Annotated in this window: 15 protein-coding genes and 1 other RNA gene; 4 read left to right on the forward strand and 12 right to left on the reverse strand. The window is 59.9% G+C overall.

All coding sequences use genetic code 11. The features are described 5' to 3' along the window. Nucleotides 1-103 precede the first annotated feature (103 nt). The 3 genes from NBH09_RS01325 to NBH09_RS01335 all read left to right on the forward strand — a co-directional run bounded on the left by NBH09_RS01325 (nucleotide 104) and on the right by NBH09_RS01335 (nucleotide 3155). On the forward strand, nucleotides 104-1468 hold the full coding sequence (locus tag NBH09_RS01325) for a PFL family protein (RefSeq protein ID WP_250786845.1): 1365 nt from the start codon (nucleotides 104-106) through the stop codon (nucleotides 1466-1468). A gap of 375 nt (nucleotides 1469-1843) precedes the next feature. Next, complete coding sequence (locus NBH09_RS01330; protein WP_284703070.1) at nucleotides 1844-2674, forward strand: methyltransferase domain-containing protein; 831 nt, start codon at nucleotides 1844-1846, stop codon at nucleotides 2672-2674. A 181-nt stretch (nucleotides 2675-2855) separates the two neighbouring features. Beyond that, on the forward strand, nucleotides 2856-3155 hold the full coding sequence (locus NBH09_RS01335) for a YhbY family RNA-binding protein (RefSeq protein WP_250786847.1): 300 nt from the start codon (nucleotides 2856-2858) through the stop codon (nucleotides 3153-3155). 69 nt (nucleotides 3156-3224) lie between these two features. On the opposite strand, the gene NBH09_RS01340 is transcribed toward NBH09_RS01335, so the two are convergent. The 8 genes from NBH09_RS01340 to ssrA form a co-directional block, all read right to left on the reverse strand. Continuing rightward, complete coding sequence (locus tag NBH09_RS01340) at nucleotides 3225-6221, reverse strand: AfsR/SARP family transcriptional regulator (RefSeq protein ID WP_250786848.1); 2997 nt, start codon at nucleotides 6219-6221, stop codon at nucleotides 3225-3227. A 449-nt stretch (nucleotides 6222-6670) separates the two neighbouring features. After that, the gene (gene nagB, locus NBH09_RS01345) at nucleotides 6671-7399 is read right to left on the reverse strand and encodes a glucosamine-6-phosphate deaminase (protein WP_117583336.1); all 729 of its coding nucleotides are present in this window, start codon (nucleotides 7397-7399) and stop codon (nucleotides 6671-6673) included. Nucleotides 7400-7670: 271 nt separating this feature from the next. After that, nucleotides 7671-8138, reverse strand: coding sequence for a PTS sugar transporter subunit IIA (locus NBH09_RS01350; RefSeq protein WP_306421699.1), 468 nt, complete (start codon nucleotides 8136-8138; stop codon nucleotides 7671-7673). 101 nt (nucleotides 8139-8239) lie between these two features. Continuing rightward, nucleotides 8240-9577: a phosphoglucosamine mutase gene (gene glmM / locus NBH09_RS01355; RefSeq protein WP_006234694.1), complete on the reverse strand. Its 1338-nt coding sequence runs from the start codon at nucleotides 9575-9577 to the stop codon at nucleotides 8240-8242. Between the two features lie 123 nt (nucleotides 9578-9700). After that, nucleotides 9701-10096 (reverse strand): 30S ribosomal protein S9, encoded by a 396-nt coding sequence (gene rpsI, locus NBH09_RS01360; RefSeq protein WP_022094634.1) that lies wholly within the window; start codon nucleotides 10094-10096, stop codon nucleotides 9701-9703. A gap of 2 nt (nucleotides 10097-10098) precedes the next feature. Continuing rightward, a complete protein-coding gene (rplM, locus tag NBH09_RS01365; RefSeq protein ID WP_250786849.1) occupies nucleotides 10099-10542 on the reverse strand; it encodes a 50S ribosomal protein L13 in 444 nt (147 codons plus the stop codon). Nucleotides 10543-10735: 193 nt separating this feature from the next. After that, entirely contained in the window at nucleotides 10736-11614 is an 879-nt protein-coding gene (locus NBH09_RS01370; protein WP_138114202.1) for a patatin-like phospholipase family protein, read from the reverse strand. Nucleotides 11615-12293: 679 nt separating this feature from the next. Next, nucleotides 12294-12657, reverse strand: a transfer-messenger RNA (tmRNA) gene (gene ssrA, locus NBH09_RS01375). Between the two features lie 237 nt (nucleotides 12658-12894). On the opposite strand from ssrA, the gene NBH09_RS01380 reads away from it, so the two are divergent. After that, nucleotides 12895-13329: a hypothetical protein gene (locus tag NBH09_RS01380; RefSeq protein WP_138114199.1), complete on the forward strand. Its 435-nt coding sequence runs from the start codon at nucleotides 12895-12897 to the stop codon at nucleotides 13327-13329. Nucleotides 13330-13387: 58 nt separating this feature from the next. Here the strand turns inward: NBH09_RS01380 and NBH09_RS01385 are convergent, their stop codons facing one another. The 4 genes from NBH09_RS01385 to NBH09_RS01400 all read right to left on the reverse strand — a co-directional run bounded on the left by NBH09_RS01385 (nucleotide 13388) and on the right by NBH09_RS01400 (nucleotide 16732). Beyond that, a complete protein-coding gene (locus NBH09_RS01385) occupies nucleotides 13388-13903 on the reverse strand; it encodes a type II toxin-antitoxin system VapC family toxin (RefSeq protein WP_138114196.1) in 516 nt (171 codons plus the stop codon). Then, the gene (locus tag NBH09_RS01390; protein ID WP_138114193.1) at nucleotides 13900-14253 is read right to left on the reverse strand and encodes a hypothetical protein; all 354 of its coding nucleotides are present in this window, start codon (nucleotides 14251-14253) and stop codon (nucleotides 13900-13902) included. Before NBH09_RS01390 ends, NBH09_RS01385 begins: the two co-directional genes overlap by 4 nt. Nucleotides 14254-14392: 139 nt before the next feature. Further along, nucleotides 14393-16408: a heavy metal translocating P-type ATPase gene (locus NBH09_RS01395; protein ID WP_250786850.1), complete on the reverse strand. Its 2016-nt coding sequence runs from the start codon at nucleotides 16406-16408 to the stop codon at nucleotides 14393-14395. A gap of 78 nt (nucleotides 16409-16486) precedes the next feature. Beyond that, entirely contained in the window at nucleotides 16487-16732 is a 246-nt protein-coding gene (locus NBH09_RS01400) for a DUF6110 family protein (protein ID WP_055250999.1), read from the reverse strand. Nucleotides 16733-16858 lie beyond the last annotated feature (126 nt).

The raw sequence follows: 16858 nt of genomic DNA on the forward strand, positions 1-16858 counted from the left end.
CGGAAACAACCGAGCACCAAAACGTGCCGCATGCGCCACTTGGCACGTGCGGCACGTTAGAATAGATAAGACTATGCTCGTTTTGGCAGATAGGAGCGCAAGGATGGCGATTACGCCCGCAGAAATCGCGGAAACCCGCGGCATGGTTGAGGAGCAGAACCTCGACATCAGGACCATCACCATGGGTGTTTCGCTCATGGGTTGCGGTGACGAGAACCTCGACCGCATGTGCACGAAGATCTACGACCACGTGACGCACACGGCTGAGCACCTGGTCGAGACCGCCGAGAACCTCGAGCGCGAGTACGGTATCCCCATCGTCAACAAGCGCGTTTCCGTCACCCCGGTGGCGCAGATTGCCGCTTGCTGCAAGGATGAGAACCTCACCCCTATCGCGCATGCCCTCGACCGCGCGGCCGAGACGCTCGGCATCGATTACCTGGGCGGCTTCTCCGCGCTCGTCCAGAAGGGCATCGGCGACGCCGACCGCCGTGTCATCCAGTCCATCCCCCAGGCGCTCGCCGCCACCAGCCGCGTCTGCTCCAGCGTCAACGTCGCTAGCCTGCGCGCCGGCATCAACATGGATGCCGTGCTCATGGCGGCTCAGACCATCATCGATGCCGCCAAGCTTACGGCAGACGAGGATTCCGTTGGCGCCTCCAAGTTTGTCTGCTTTGCCAACATGGTCGAGGACTCCCCGTTTATGGCGGGTGCCGTCCACGGCGGTGGCGAGGCCGACGCCGTCATCAACGTAGGCGTCTCGGGTCCCGGTGTTATGGCTGCAGCCCTGGAGACGCTGCCCGATTCCGCATCGATGATGGAGGTCGCCGAGAAGATCAAGCAGACCGCCTTTAAGATCACCCGTGCCGGCGAGCTCATGAGCCGCGAGGCCGCCCGTCGCCTGGGTGTCGAGAAGGGCATTGTCGACCTGTCGCTGGCTCCCACGCCCGCCATCGGCGACTCCGTCGCGCGTATCCTCGAGATCATCGGCGTGGGCACCTGCGGTGGCCCGGGCACGACCTGCGCACTCGCCATGCTCAACGATGCCGTCAAGAAGGGCGGCGTCATGGCCAGCTCCAGCGTGGGTGGCCTCTCGGGCGCCTTTATCCCCGTGTCCGAGGACGCCGGCATGATTGCCGCCGTCGAGGCCGGCGCGCTTTCGCTCGAGAAGCTCGAGGCCATGACCTGCGTGTGCTCCGTCGGCCTGGACATGATCGCCATCCCCGGCGACACCCCGGTCGAGACCATCGCCGGCATCATCGCCGACGAGATGGCCATCGGCGTCATCAACAATAAGACCACGGCCGTGCGCGTGATTCCCGCTATCGGCAAGGGCGTGGGCGACTGCGTTGAGTACGGCGGTCTGTTCGGCCGTGCGCCCATCATGCCGGTGAACCCCAACGCCGGCACCGTGCTTGCCCACCGCGGTGGACGTTTCCCGGCGCCGCTGAACTCGCTGAAGAACTAGCTGAGGGGGACTGGCGAGGAGCCCCGGGGAGGGCAAATATATAAGGTCGCCTGCTCGGACAGTCCTGACTCGCACGGAGAGCACATTAAGTGCTCTCCGGCTCGTGCGGAACTCGCGATCGACCTTATATATTTGCCCTCCCCGGGGCTCCCGCACAACGGGACCTCGGTTGGGTTCTATCCCGATTGCAGTTGCTTCGCTCCTGCACCACTTGGTTGGTGCGGCGGTTTGGCGTTGGAACGGTTCTTTTTCTGATATATGCTGGTTGCGGCTCTTCTTTTGGGAGGAGTCGCTTTTTTGTTGTGAGGGGGATGGCCCGTGGCTGATGGTGTAATTCAATCTGAGCTGCTTGCTGCGGATTGGAATGGCGAATGGATGCGCCTGCAAAGTGGTCGGCATCGGGCTGATGATTCTTTTGAGTGGGATAAGCGGGCTCGGCATTTTCGTCCGCTGGAGACTGCCCCGTATGCTCGGGATTTTATAAAGCTGTTGGCGCTTGAGCCTGGTGAGTCGGTGCTTGATATGGGATGTGGGGCTGGGTCGATTGCTATTCCGCTTGCTCAGGCTGGGCATCCCGTGATTGCTGCCGACTTCTCTCCTGCCATGTTGGGCACCCTTGATGCCGGCATTGAGTATTACGGGCTCGAGGATCTGATTACGCCGCTTGAGCTTGCTTGGGATGATGATTGGGATCTGGTTGGGCCGGTTGCCAAGACTGTAGATGTTGCCTTTGCGAGTCGCTCGGTTACTACGAACGACCTGAAGGGAGCACTTGCCAAGCTTGACCGTACGGCTCGTCGGCGTTGTGCTGTCACGATGGTCGCCAACTCCAGCCCGCGTTATGACCTGCACTTGATGAATGCCATCGGTGCCTCGGTTACCTGCAGCAATGGTTTTGTGTACGCCTTTAACATCCTCATTCAGATGGGTGCCCTGCCGCAGGTCACGTACTTTGAATCGCCTCGTCGCGATACCTTCGATAGCCTTGAGGCGGGAGTGGCGGACTTCTCCCGCATGCTCGAGCACGGTAACGAGGATAAGATTGACCGTCTACGCGACTACGTCGCTCAGCATATGATTGAGAATCCCCATGCCGGCGAGCCAGGGTCCAAGGGCGTACCGCAGGGGCGTTACATGCTCGACCACGTCCGCAAGGTCCGTTGGGCGTTTATTGCATGGGAGCCGGTCTCTTCGGGCCGTCCATAGACCGCTTTCGGCCGCCGTACACGTCCGCCTGTAACCCGCGCTGTTCTCCCGCTCGGCATCCGCATTCTTTGCGAACTGGGCAAACGCGCTCCACACCGCGCCGTTCCTGCGCTATCGTGGGACAGCTCACGTAGATTAAGGCCCCATTGCGGGGCGCCCCATACATAGAAAGCGAGAACCCATGGCACTGACAGGAGCCCAGGTCAAGCAGCTTCGCAGCATGGCCCATCACCTCAACCCCGCCATCATCATCGGCAAGTCCGATATCAACGAGGGCACCGTCGAGCAGACGGTCGCCTACCTGGAGAAGCACGAGCTCGTTAAGTGCTCCGTGCTCGATGGCTCCAGCCTTTCCGCCCGCGAGGCCGCCGAGGAGCTCGCCGAGCGTTGCCACGCCGAGATCGTCCAGGTCATCGGCCGCAAGTTCTCACTGTATCGCGAGTCCTCGCGCAAGGACATCGAGAAGATCAAGCTCGTCTAAGAGCCAATGATCCGGCGAGCCAACACATAGCAAGCTTACGGGCGCCCAAGTACTTCGGGCGCCCGTTTTTTATCGCTCGACCAGCACGCGATTGAGCCGCCCCTCCACCAAGCGCTCGTATAGACGCCGCGTCTCGGGCTCGGGCACGCCATTGACCTGCTCCCTCAGGTGGTGCATATGCCCGCTGTACAGCTCGACGATATCGCGCCGTCGCCCCGCCGCACTGTAGACGCGCATGGCGCAGCGCACCATATCCTCACGCGCCGTTTCCTGCCGAAGCCCCGACTCCGCCAGCCAAATCGCCGACTGCAGATCGTTTTCTTCTAGAGCGGCATTTGCTCCCTTAATCATGCAATCGATGTACTTTGACTGCATAATGCGTCGCATACGCAAAAAGTAGGTGGGATTACAGCCATTGGGAACATACAGCGGTCCGGCATAAAGCTGCTCAATCTTAAGGCACAGCTCAACTAAATGGGGCCCGCGCGCACCCGTGCGATTTCCCAAAACCTCGCGGCTTATCTGGTCAAACAGCCGTACATCGGTCTTGACGTAGTCGCCGTTGAGTCCGATGCATTCATTTTGGATGAGCACACACGACTTGCCATCCGGCGTCGGTCCCAGAGCCGACCGCAAGCGCGATATCGTCGAGTACAGGTTGTTGCGGGCGCTATTAAACTCGGCATGGGGCCACAGCTCCATGGCCAGCGTCTCGCGATCGACGAGCGCATCCATGCCCAGCGCAAGCCGCTCGGCAAGCGTCGCCGCCTTCTTGCGGCGCCACATTTTGTCCGTGATGGGAAACCCGTCGCGCTCGGCGCGAAACGCACCAAACATGCGAATCTCGATATGGTCGATGGTATCAACGGCTTCAACCTCGCCGGCCTGGAACAGGCGCTCACCCTCCCCTTCCAAATCGTCGCGCAGCGAGTACCGCGACAGCTCGCGCACGGGAAGCTTCTTGCGTATCCTGCCCGCCGGCTCGCCCAGACAATGCATGGCAAGGCGCGCAAAGAGCCGATACGATGGCTCTAGAATCCCCGCACGATTCATGGACATCCAGGCCGCAAGATCGCTGTCTCGGCCCGCACAGGCCAAATGCAGCGCCACCATCCAGGCTTCTGCGCCACCAACCTGCGTCTGGCTTATATCGAGTAGCTCCGCTTCCTCGCGCACCGAAACCATCGAGGTGTTACGCAGATATGCCGCGCGCTCCAGCAGCAATGCGTTATCGCGCATGTACGCAATCGACTCCTCGGCAAGTTTGAGCACTTGGACCGCACGGAACTTTGCATTAACCGGCCGTCCCTCCGCCAGCGATTGCCAGCCCTCCAGCAAAAGCCCAAACAGCTGAATTTGATTGTCGCGAACACGCACCGCAAAGCGATCGAGCTCGCCAAACGCCACATCGTCGGTCACGGGCAAGCCCGCGAGCAGGCGTCGCGCCGCCAGCACCATACGCAGCCAAATGGATGGCGCCTTAAGCCCGCGGATATCGAGCGCCTCGAGTATCTGCGCCATCTTGTCATCGCGCTCGTCGGGTTTAGTAAACGAGCCGTCGAACAGCTCCACCAGCATATGGTCGGCCTGTATGAGAATCCCCGCGATATCGAGCTCGCAATCATAGGCTTTGCATGCCTTGAGCTTCGCGAGAACATTGCCGTCTTCCGCTCGCTCGGTCAGGTGGCGCTTGACCTCGATATGCGCGGACAGCATGTCGAGCACCTCGCAGGATGTCTGTTCTTGCAAAACAGGGTTGGCGGGAAGCCCCAGGTCATTGTCGCCGTAAAAGGCGATAGTGAGTGCCTGGGCTATTTTCCAGGTAGCGGGGTCGAGCTCGCGTGCGGCCTGGTCACCCGCACATTCGATAACGGACGCCATATACCTTGCGAGCTTTGTATTGCACACGCTGACAGCCGCCAGATACACGCCGAGTGCCTCGGCGGGTGCCGGCTCTTGCTCCTGCTTTTCCGCATTGATCATCGCCGACGCCGCACGGCAAATGTCCCCTCCATGCCCGGTCAAGGCAAGATCGGCCCCATACTGCCCGGCAAGTTCCAACACCACATGGCGGTCCAAGAACGCATCGGCCAGGTCCATGGCCAAATCGCATCGGCCTGCCTTAATCAAAATGCGAGCAGCCCGCGATACAAGTTCGGGACGGATCTCGGCAACAAGCTTTCGCAACCTCAGGCGCGCATTGTCCTTAGCACCCAAACACCTAAAGGTGCGATCAGACGGATCCACGCCAAAAATCGGATAATCGCGCACAAAGATGGACTGGTCGATCATCGAAAGCCTTACACCGCACGCCTCTAGCTCCGCAATGCGGCCCTCGCCCATCAGCACCATCAAGCAGGCAACGGTAAACAACAGGTTGTTCTCGAGCGATGCGAGATCTGCCAGCGCCGCACCGTACACGTTGACGATTTCGTTCTCGAGCAACCCGGAAACATCGCCCTGTCCATACATTCCCGTCTGCAGGGCAGATACCAGCTCGGGCACACCCTGCGTGAGCCGATAAAAATCGAGCGATGTACTGATCGAAAACGCCGTAGCCCATGACGAATACTCATAGGCGTGCACCTTGAGCATCTGCGCATTGACTTTTACAGAATCGCCCAGCCTGTGGATAAGCAATCGGTTGGAGGGGCGGCAAGTAATAAAGACCCCCGTCCCCGTAGCACGTAAGCTGCGGATTCGATCGATGAGGTCCTCTGTTTCGCGCTGCTCGAGATTGGGCACGTTGTCGATTGCAACGAGCGAATGCGGTTTGTCCTTAAGCTCATCGGCGACAACCTCGAACTGCATAAAGAGCTCGCGTCCAATCGCGCGGTCGGCCTCGATTATCCGAACCGGCCCTCGCGTGGGATCCGATTTAACTTCCTGCACGTATTGCAGCAATACCGACGTCTTACCAAACCCGTCGGGCGCGTAAAGCAGAACGATTCCTGCCTTGCGCCCTTTAACGATGAGCTCGTTCATCAAGCGATCGCGCCGCACCATATAGCCGCCGCCCGTCGGCATCAACTCGAGGTCGTCCGTATTGCCCAGATCGTTTACCATGCCTGCTCCTCAACTCGACCATATGGACACCGTAGCTGCAGGACCATATGAGCCACCCCGTGAATAGCGCGACTTAGAGTTTTTGGTTGTCTGCCGGTACGTGTTTGGCAAGTTTTTGTACAGCGAGGCCCGATGGTAATTTATCCCCCGACCAATAGGTCTTTGCGCAGGTCAATGCGCTTGCCAGCATGTCCCATCCAATTTGCAGTGTAGCGCAGTCGTCTATTTTTATTTGAGTTGCGCAACTCGCCTATTCCTCGCTACCGCTTGCGACTCTATAGTGGCAAATGTGCATAGAATCTGGTATGGAATGAATCTCATGATTTAGAGCCCACTCGCCAAGCATGTGGCAAGGTTTCCGTCATGCACACATTACGGCCCGCATCCACTAAAAAGGCCCCCGCAAAGCGAGGGCCTTTTGGAAAGCTATGTAAGATCGCTTGGTCGCGCTACTCGCAGAGCGAAAGGGCGGCCTCGTCGGCAACGACAACGCAGTTAGTGTGCAGCTGCAGGATCGAAGCCGGGCACTCGGGCGTAACCGGGCCATAGCACATGTCATGCACGGCCTGAGCCTTGGCCTCGCCGTTGGCGACGACCAGGATCATGCGGGCATACATGATGGTCTGGGTACCCATGGTGTAGGCCTGACGGGGAACATCGTCGATGCTGTCGAACAGGCGGCTGTTGGCCTGAATGGTGCTCTCGGTGAGGTCGACGCAGTGCGTACCCTTGGAGAAGTGGTCATCGGGCTCGTTGAAGCCGATGTGGCCGTTGTTGCCAATGCCGAGCAGCTGCAGATCCGGGTAACCGGCGGCGGCGACGATCTTGTCGTACTCAGAGCACGCAGCGGCGGCGTCGGGGTTGGAGCCATCGGGCACATGCGTGTTGTTCAGGTCGATGTTGATGTGATCGAAGAAGTTCTCGCGCATGAAGTAGTGATAGCTCTGGGGATCGTCGTGCGAAAGGCCGCGATACTCGTCCAGGTTGTAGGTGCTGACCTCGGCAAAGTCGACGTCGCCCTTCTCGTACCAAGCAGCGAGCTGCTTGTAGGCACCGATCGGGGTGGAGCCGGTGGCAAGACCCAGCACACAGTCGGGCTTGAGGATAACCTGGGCCGAGATGATATTGGCGGCCTTGCGGCTCATATCCTCGTAGTCTTTAGCTTTAATGATCTTCATTACGCGTCCTTTCTCGTACAAGAGAGGCAAGGCCCCCTTACAAGCACTTGCCCGCGGCCCGCGTCGGCCGCAACCAACGTGTGCGGCCACCAGGGCGAGGTCGCGTAATGTATGTGTCTCGTGTCTAGCCGCGTCGAGGCCCCTGCCCGTCCACGGTGACCCAAAGCTGTTTAGCCTCGGACAAATCCCATCTTGCCACGGAGGGCGTCCTCTTTCAAGGGCGCCCTCCGTAAACGTGCTTGAATTGTAGGCTAATGGCCACGTGCACTTGCTAGCGCTCGCGAGCAACGATGAGTTGGTCCATCTCTTCGACATGCACACCAACGGAGCCCTTGATGCTCGAGAACTCAACGGAGTTGCACACCAAGATGGGAACCGTCACATCGTAGCCCTCGGCAGCAATTGCCTCGCGATCGAACTCAATGAGTACATCGCCCTTATGGACGATGTCACCCACTTGCGCATGTACGGTAAAGTGCTTGCCCTCGAGCTGAACAGTGTCCAAACCAACGTGGATGAGCACGTCCAAGCCATCGACCGTGTTAAGCGCAACGGCGTGTCCCGTGGGAAAAATAGCCTCGACCTTGGCATCAGCCGGCGCGATCACGCGCGTTCCGGTGGGCTGAATCGCCACGCCCTGGCCCAAAAGGCCGGTGGCAAACGTCTGGTCGTTTACCTCGGAAAGCGGAATGACGTCGCCCGAGATGGGAGCATCCAGCGTAAGGACTCGACCACGCATACCAAAAGACCTTAGGACTTTAGTGAACATGCTCCCCCTCGGACATACCGATCAATCAAAATAACCTTAACAGTTTACCACTTGGCAACGGTTTTTGACCATTAGGGAAGTTCGCGCTTGACAACCTCGACGATGTCGTCGACAACGCGCTGGGTCAACTCATGCGTCTCGGCCTCGGCCATCACGCGGACCAGCGGCTCGGTACCGCTCGGGCGCACCAGAATGCGGCCACGGCCGTCAAGCTCCTTCTCGGCAGCAGCGACGGCATCCCAGATGGGCTGGCAATCGTCCAGACCAGCCTTGTTGTCGGAATGCACGTTGACGAGTACCTGCGGATACTTCTTCATGATACCGGCAAGATCGGTGAGGGTGCGACCGGTGCGCTTGAGCACGGCCAGCAGCTGCAGAGCCGTCACCAGGCCGTCACCGGTGGTGTTGTGCTCCAGGAAGATGATATGGCCGGACTGTTCGCCGCCGATGACGGCGCCGTCCGCGAGCATGCGCTCCAGAACGTAGCGGTCGCCCACGGCGGTCTGGACCATCTCGAAGCCCTGCTCCTTCATAGCGATGGAGAAGCCCAGGTTGCACATGACGGTCGAAACGATCTCGGAGTTGGCGAGCTTGCCGCGAGCGGCAAGGTCAGAACCGCAGATAGCCAGGATGTAGTCACCATCGATCTCATTGCCCTCGCTGTCCACGAACAGTACGCGGTCGGCGTCGCCGTCGTGGGCCAGACCGATGTCAGCATGGGTGCGCAGCACGAGCTCGCGCAGGGGCTCGAGGTGCGTAGAGCCGCACTCAACGTTAATGTCAGTGCCGCAGTAATCGGTGTTGATAGCGTGCACCGTGGCACCTAGGCGCTGCAGTGCGGCGGGCGTGGTCTGGCAAGAAGCACCGTGGCCGCAGTCAACGGCAACGACCAGGCCGTCAAGCCTCAGGCCATCAAGCGTATCGATGGCGTGGTCGACGTATGCCTTGCGAGCGTCCTTCATCTTGATAATGTGGCCCACGCCGGCACCGGTCGGCAGCGTGTCGGCAGCCATAGCTTCCTCGGACATGACCCAGGCGCTGATCTCTTCCTCGACAGCATCAGGAAGCTTCATGCCTTTGCGGCTAAAGAACTTGATGCCGTTGAATTCCGGCGGATTGTGCGAAGCGGAGATGACAATGCCGCCATCGAGCTCGTTTTGAACAGTGAGCAGCGCCACGGCGGGCGTGGGGATAACGCCGCAGCAATGCGGGCGGCCGCCCTCGGCCATAATGCCGGCGGTCAGAGCGCTCTCGAGCATGGTGCCCGAAAGGCGCGTGTCGCGGCCGATGCAGATATCCGGACCAAGAAACTTGGTCGCCGCACGGCCCAGGCGAAACGCGAGGTCGCACGAGAGGTCGGCATTGGCGACGCCACGGACGCCGTCGGTACCGAAGATGTTCTGGGGCATAGGATCGCTCCTTCCCTAGCAGGCGATATGCAACCGCCCACCCTAGTCGAAAAAGAAAAGCGGGACCCGCCGAGGAATCGGCAGGCCCCGCTTGTACATTGTATCTCGAAAGGAGATAAAACCTTAGCGCTTGGAGAACTGGGGAGCGCGGCGGGCCTTCTTGAGGCCGTACTTCTTGCGCTCGACCACGCGAGCATCGCGCGTAAGGAAACCGGCCTTCTTGAGGTCAGCACGGTAGTCGCCAGCGTTCAGAAGAGCGCGAGCGATGCCCAGGCGCAGAGCGCCGGACTGACCGGAGATGCCGCCGCCATCGCACAGAGCGATAACGTCGAACTGACCGGCGGTGTCGGTCACCTTGAAGGGAGCAAGGGCGTTCTCAACGAGCTGATGACGGCCGAAATACTGCTCGGCGTCACGCTTGTTGATGGTCACCTTGCCGGTGCCGGGGACGAGACGGACGCGGGCGACGGCGTTCTTACGACGGCCGGTACCCTGGTAGACAACGGTGTTCTCAGCCATCTTTAAGCCTCCAGCTCAATCTTCGTGGGGTTCTGGGCAGTGTGCGGATGCTCGGCACCAGCGTAGACCTTAAGCTTGGTCATCTGGGCACGGCCGAGGGTGGTCTTGGGCAGCATACCGCGAACGGCGCGCTCGATGACCTTCTCCGGGTGCTTCTCCATAGCCTGGCGGAAGCTCTCAGCCTTGAGGCCGCCGTTGTAGCCGCTGTGGCGATAATAGGTCTTCGTGTCGGCCTTGTTACCGGTAAGCTGGACCTTATCGGCGTTGATGACGACAACGAAGTCGCCGCAGTCGCTGTTGGGCGTGAACTGGGGCTTGTTCTTACCGCGCAGGATCATTGCGATCTGGGTGGCAAGACGGCCCAGGACAGCACCATCGGCGTCAACGAGAACCCAGTTGCGCTGGACCTCGCCCTGCTTGGCGTAGTGAGTCGATTTCGAAATCACTTAGACTCCTCCATGTACAGTACGTGTTGTTACAGAGATTCACGGGGCTCTGCAAGTAACCCGTCCATATTACCCCGCTCGCCGTACGAGTCAACAGGTATTTTGGCTCCGACCAGAGTTTCTGCACATGTCATCCACGAGCCGTGATTTTCCAGCTCTTTAGCTGTTGCCATTTTTTGAGGGTTCGCCGTCGTTAGCGCTCAACGAACTCTTGGATTTCCGCGAGCAGACGCTTTGCCTCCTGACGGCCCTGGATATACAGGTCCAAAAGCTTTGCCGAATCGTGCTCGACATGGCCGACCTCGACCGGCTTTTGCGGAGCGACGACCAACGCACGGCCCTCGCGCTCATACTTCCACAGGTGCATGCGCTGGATGTTGTAACGGTCGTGGCGCGTCTCGATAGCCTCGAGCAGATAGGGGTAGTCGGCATAGCGGGCGCGCGCGGCAGGCATAAACTCGTAGGGCTTTTTCTCGTACGAGCGGTCCTGCGTGACAATGACAACCGCGCGATCGAAGCCCGCCTCCTCCAGCACGTGCTCGATAGGAACCGAATCGGCCACACCGCCGTCGACGTATTTGTGCCCGTCAATCTCGACCGGCGGCGTCACCAGCGGCAGCGACGTCGATGCGCGCACAGCGTCGAGATCGAGCACGGCGCTTTTGACCGGCAGGTACGCGGCGGTTCCAAAAAGCATGTCCGTCGCGACGGCGTACATCTCGATGGGGCTCGCGTCGAACGTCTCGTTGTCAAAGGGGTCCAGGCGGTCCTGGACATCGTTGAAGATAAAGTCGTAACCCACAATAGAGCCCGTGGACGCAAACGATGCGGCGCCCATGAAGCGACTGTCGTTGCAGAAAGCCAGGTTGATGCGGTTGGCACGGCCGATCTGGTGCGACTTATAGTTCACGCCGTTGAGGGCGCCGGCCGAGACGCCGTACACCGCCGGGATTTCGACACCAGCCTCCATGAGGACGTCGAGCACGCCTGCGGTAAATTGCCCGCGAAAGCTACCGCCCTCCAGGACGAGCGCGACCTTGCCGGCGTTCTTTGCCTTATCTTCTGCAGTCATGTTGACCTCCTGCGATTGCGTTTTGGCTTTCTTCTACCCAGTTTTGGGATGGTGAGAGCGCAGGTTTTTCGAGGCGGCAGGTGAAGCGGAAAGTGTGTCCCGTTCTCAGAGCAAATTCCGGGTCTCATTTTCCGCTGAGCCCACCATCAGGAAAATGAATCCCATTCCGAGCTTAGATTCCGGGATGCGCTTTCCGCTTGAGCTGCCATTGGGAAAGCATGTCCCACTCTACGGCGGGATTCCGGGTCGCAGTTTCCGCTTGAGGCGCCATCCGGAAACTACGTCCCAGTCTGAGCGCGGATTCCGGGACACGCTTTCCGCCTGGGCCGCCATTGGGAAAGCGCGTCCCGGTCTGCGTTGCCAAGGCGTTTTCTTTACGCTCGCGCCCTGCATAGAGTTCGATTCTCCGCGGGTAGAGATGACGTTGGCGCGGGGGCATTGTCGGCTGTCATCCGATCGACATCGCATCTGTTTTGGGCTGAGGCATTGCGCGGAGAATCCGCGTATTTACTTCGCAAATACGCACCGGCTTCGGCCGCCTACCGGCGTCCTCGCCCGCGGGCTAAAAACGCTTACGCGTTTTCTTTACGCCCGCGCCCTGCACAGAGTTCGATTCTCCGCGGTACGGACTAGAAATAAAAAGACAGGCAGATACGAATATCTACCTGTCTGTTGCTTATGGTGGAGGCGCGGAGAATCGAACTCCGGTCCACGAAAGCCCCCTGATTGGCATCTCCAAGCTCAGTCGCTGGTTTAGTCTCGGACGCTTTGCGCGCAGCGACACGCTCGCGGCGTCCTAACCGGTTCGGTCTTAGCCTGCGCCATACCGATTACGTGCGCAGGAGCATTCCCCTAACATGACGTCGCGCCGGTGTCGGGGAAATCACCGGGTTGACGCGCCGCTATAAACTAAGCAGCGAGAGCCATAGGCTCAAAAGAAGAGTTGTTGTCAATTCAATTTGACGGTACCCCTGTTTAACGAGGCGAGGAGACCTCGGCTTGCTTCCTCTCTCAGAGCTATCGTGTCGAAACCAGTCGCCCCCGAATGTCGGGAAAGTCTGGATGGCATTGGGCACGAGCACCCAACACCCGTCGACTTTTCAAGGAACATGCGGGGCGAGCCCCGCTTGTGGAGTGTTATCTTACCACGTTCTGAAAGCGGACAGCTGTTCTATGCACGAGCTGTGAAGACCCCAATGTGCTCCGCACTTCGCACTTTTGCTACCGATCGCGTCACGTATATTTTCGCCAAGCAAAATTGACCCGTCGAAAGGACCGTTATGGATACCAAGCAGCAACTCGTCAATGCCCTCGCAGGCCTGGGCTCAACCATTACCGAAGCTATGGATGTCATCGAAGGCTTTGTCCCCTGCGGACATCCCGCCCTCACGGTATCGAACGCACTCGTCGCGCTGGACGCCGACGATGATGCAGCTCTCGCCCAGCAGCTTGAGACCGTCGAGGGCTTTATCGACCACGTGAGTGAGAACCGCGGCGTGGCCGCCTACCACGGCATCGAGGTAGAGCTCGCAGGTCCCAAGGCCGATCTGCTCGCAGCAATCCGCGAGGTAGGTACCCTTATGCAGACTGCAGGCGTCAAGAACACCCAGGTCAACGAGTGGGTCTACCGCAGTCTGGCAGCACTCGACAGCTCAGACGAAAAGGCAGCCGAGCAGCTCGCAGAAAGTCCCACCATTAAGGCCGAGCTTTTGTAAATAGCAGACGCGAGTCCCTTGGCGCATCGTCGTCCAAGAGGCCCGCAAACAGTTCGCGTCAGCCGATAGCCGCGCCGCCGCGTTCGGCCAAAGCAAGAATCGACATCATTTGGCGCGGGGTCTTCGCTGCAAGATCGGCATGTTCGAGCAGCTTGTGATCGTTGGTCACTAAGTAATCGACCTGTGCGCGCTTGCACGCGGCGAGCACCAAGTTGTCCTCGTAATCGCGATGGAGCGTCAGATATTTGTCGGCTAGCCACAGATCGGATGCGTCTGCACCCACGGCCGTAGCGTTTTCGGTCATGTTCCGAACAAACGCCAACGCCGCATCGCCAATTGCACGGGCAGATGCCTCGTCGAGCGCTCCCCCGCTGGCAAGAACGCTACGCTTCAGCTCGTGTTGGACAACGTACAGCACGTCCTTGGCGATATGCACCGGAAAGAACAGCAATGCCCCCGTCTCCGCCGCCTGCCCAATAAACGCACGCGCGGCAAGCGACTCGGCATGGTCGACGCAAAACGAATCAACCCATACGTTGGCGTCCACCATTATTTTGAGGGGAGCCCCGCTCACAGGATCATCCCCTTTTGGCGATAGCGCTCGTCCATGGCTTCGGAATAGATTGTGTCCCAACCGCGATCGTCGGATACGGGCGACGTAGCGATGCCCAAATCTGCATAAAGCCGGTCTGCCGCTGCCCACGACGCGGCGAACGGAGTATCGGGCGCGACGGTCTGCTGCCGGTCGTCGACGGCCGCAAGCACTTCCTCGCACTGCCCGCCACCCTGCGCGACCTTGGCCACGACCTTTTTGATGAGCTCGGGCAGCGAGACGCCCGAAAGCCGCAGCGCTTCCTCGGCGCGCTCTTTAACCGAGCGATCTACGCGAACATTCACCTGTGCCATGCTGCCAACGGTAGCCATCTCAACCTCACCTTCAGCATTTACTAGCATTGCTAGCACGAGCATATATCCGAGCTAACATATCGTCAAACAAAAGAAGGCCTGCACCCTGACGGCTGCGGTGCCGCCCGAATGCAGGCCATATACTCAATCGAAAACGCTAACGCAGGTACGCCTTTGCGTTGCCCAGGCTGTAGGCGATCGTTGAGCCGTTGTGCAGCAGTGACGACGTCTGCGGAGTGATCATGCCGGTAATACCCAATGCCAACAGCGCCGAGTTGGTGAGCATCACCTTGGAATACGAACTCGACAGACGGTCGATAAGCCCCTGACTCATGCGGCGCAGGCGCACGATTGCGGCCAGATCGGTATCCGCCAGGATGATGTCGGCGACCTCCTTGGCGATGTCGCTTCCGCCACCCATGGCCATGCCCACATCGGCCAGGCCCAGCGCCGGCGAATCGTTGACGCCGTCGCCCACCATGGCAACGTGGCGCCCCTCGCCCTTAATGCGCTCCACATACGCGTACTTGTCCTCGGGCAGCAGTTCGGCCTTAAACTCGTCGACACCCGCCTCGCGCGCAATGCGCTCGGCCGTGCGCTCCGAATCGCCCGTGAGCATAACGACATGCTTGACGCCCAGCGCATGCAAGTCGGCGATGGCCTCACGGACGCCGGGCTTGAGCGGATCCTCGATGCCGAGCACGCCGACGACCTTGCCGTCGACCGCCAGATACAGCGGCGACAGGCCTTGCATCTGGAGCTCGATTTGCTCCTTGATGTCGGACTCGAGCTGCGCACCCTCGTCCTCAAATATAAAGTGCGCCGAACCGATAATGGCGCGACGCCCCTCGATGGACGAAGCGATGCCGTGCGCCACGATGTACTCGACCGCGGCATGGCGCTCGCGGTGCTCGAGCCCGCGCTCGAGGGCGGCGTTGACCACGGCACGCGCCACCGGATGCGGGAAATGCTCCTCCAAGCAAGCGGAAAGGCGCAGGACCTCGTCCTCGCTCCAGCCGTCGGTCGTCAGCACGCAAGCCAGGCGCGGCTGCGCCTCGGTGAGCGTGCCAGTCTTATCAAACACAATGGTGTCGGCCTTGGCAAACGACTCAAAGTACTTTGCGCCCTTGACCATGACGCCCATCTTGGCAGCATCGCTCATAGCGGTCATGACGGCGACGGAACCCGTGAGCTTGAGTGCGCACGAGTAGTCGACCATCAGCGCCGCCGAGGTCTTGATAAGGCTGCGCGTGGTGAGCGCAACCAGGCCCGCGAGCAGGAAGTTCCACGGGACGATCTTGTTGGCGAGGTCCTCCATATGCGACTGGCCCTCGGATTTGAGCGAGTCGGCCGTCTGCACGAGCGAGACGATCGAGCGCAGTTTGGTCTGCGCCGTGTTGGCGCGCACGCGCACCAAGATGCTGCCGTCTTCCACGACGGTACCGGCGAACACGTCGTCGCCCACGCTGCGCTCAACGGCCAGCGGCTCGCCGGTCAGGGTCGCCTGGTTGACCATAGCGCTCCCCTGCCCGACGACACCGTCGATGCAAATGGACATGCCAGTGCGCACGGCGACCAGATCGCCGGGCTCGAGCTCGGTCGCAGCAACGCTTACCTCGGTATCGCCGACGACCTTTTGCGCCTTGTCGGGTACATCGAGCAGCGAGTTGATGAGCTCGTTTTCGCTCATGGCGCGGGTGTAGTCCTCGAGCAGCTCGCCCACGTTGAGCAGGAACATTGTCTGGCCCGCGGTGTCGACATCACGCTTGACGAACGAAATGCCGATGGCCGAAGCATCGAGCACGGGAACGGTCAGGCGCGGCTGCGCGAGCTCACGGAGGGCGGCGCGCAAAAATGCCATGTAACCGGCCACGACAAACACAGCACGCAGAGGCGTCGGCAAGAACCAGCGGCGCGCGTAGTGGGCGCCGATAAGTGTGGCAAGATCCATGACGAGCTTGTGCTTGCGTGGCTCAAGCTGCATCACGTAACCCGTCTTTGCGTCGGCGATGGCCTGAGCGTCGAGCGCACCGACGGCGGCCAGCACGGCATCGCGGCGCGACTCGTCGTATTCGAGTGCCATCTGGCCAATGCGGCCGTAGACGCGCACCTTGTGCACGCCGTCGATGTCGCCGCCAAGCTTAAGAAGTGCATCGAGATCGCTCTCTGGCACAGGACCCGCCAATTGAAGACGGGTCCTGCCGGGGATCTCGCTAATAATCGAGAATCTCATAGTTTGTGCCTGGGAGCGTTACTCGGCTGCCTCGTCAGCAGCGGCCTCGCTCTGGGTGATGTAAGCAGCCTCGGCAACCATGTCGTCGACATTAGCCTTGGCCTGCTCGACCATGTCCTGGTAGCCGTTCTTGATGCGCATGCCGCACGCGATACCCTGCACGCAGGCGTTCTTTACCGGAGCGCTGGTAAGCAGCTTGATGCCGGCCGTGCCAAGCAGAAAACCGCCACCGACAAGCAGGGTATTGAACGTCGACTTCTTCATGTTGCTTCTCCTTTTTGCCGCATTGGACGCGGCATGGTGCTTCAGCACCCGAGTAAACAAGTTTGCTCGAGCACGCTTTTGAAATATCTCAATTTTATCTAACTATCTAGGTCAGCCATGGCTAAC

This window comes from Collinsella sp. BG-O-102 (assembly GCF_023656745.1).
Classification (GTDB): domain Bacteria; phylum Actinomycetota; class Coriobacteriia; order Coriobacteriales; family Coriobacteriaceae; genus Collinsella.

Coding starts and splice junctions, on each gene's coding strand:
- NBH09_RS01325 (WP_250786845.1), top strand. CDS start 104: ATGGCGATTACGCCCGCAGAAATCGCGGAAACCCGCGGCATGGTTGAG.
- NBH09_RS01330 (WP_284703070.1), top strand. CDS start 1,844: ATGCGCCTGCAAAGTGGTCGGCATCGGGCTGATGATTCTTTTGAGTGG.
- NBH09_RS01335 (WP_250786847.1), top strand. CDS start 2,856: ATGGCACTGACAGGAGCCCAGGTCAAGCAGCTTCGCAGCATGGCCCAT.
- NBH09_RS01340 (WP_250786848.1), bottom strand. CDS start 6,221: ATGGTAAACGATCTGGGCAATACGGACGACCTCGAGTTGATGCCGACG.
- nagB (WP_117583336.1), bottom strand. CDS start 7,399: ATGAAGATCATTAAAGCTAAAGACTACGAGGATATGAGCCGCAAGGCC.
- NBH09_RS01350 (WP_306421699.1), bottom strand. CDS start 8,138: ATGCGTGGTCGAGTCCTTACGCTGGATGCTCCCATCTCGGGCGACGTC.
- glmM (WP_006234694.1), bottom strand. CDS start 9,577: ATGCCCCAGAACATCTTCGGTACCGACGGCGTCCGTGGCGTCGCCAAT.
- rpsI (WP_022094634.1), bottom strand. CDS start 10,096: ATGGCTGAGAACACCGTTGTCTACCAGGGTACCGGCCGTCGTAAGAAC.
- NBH09_RS01370 (WP_138114202.1), bottom strand. CDS start 11,614: ATGACTGCAGAAGATAAGGCAAAGAACGCCGGCAAGGTCGCGCTCGTC.
- NBH09_RS01380 (WP_138114199.1), top strand. CDS start 12,895: ATGGATACCAAGCAGCAACTCGTCAATGCCCTCGCAGGCCTGGGCTCA.
- NBH09_RS01390 (WP_138114193.1), bottom strand. CDS start 14,253: ATGGCTACCGTTGGCAGCATGGCACAGGTGAATGTTCGCGTAGATCGC.
- NBH09_RS01400 (WP_055250999.1), bottom strand. CDS start 16,732: ATGAAGAAGTCGACGTTCAATACCCTGCTTGTCGGTGGCGGTTTTCTG.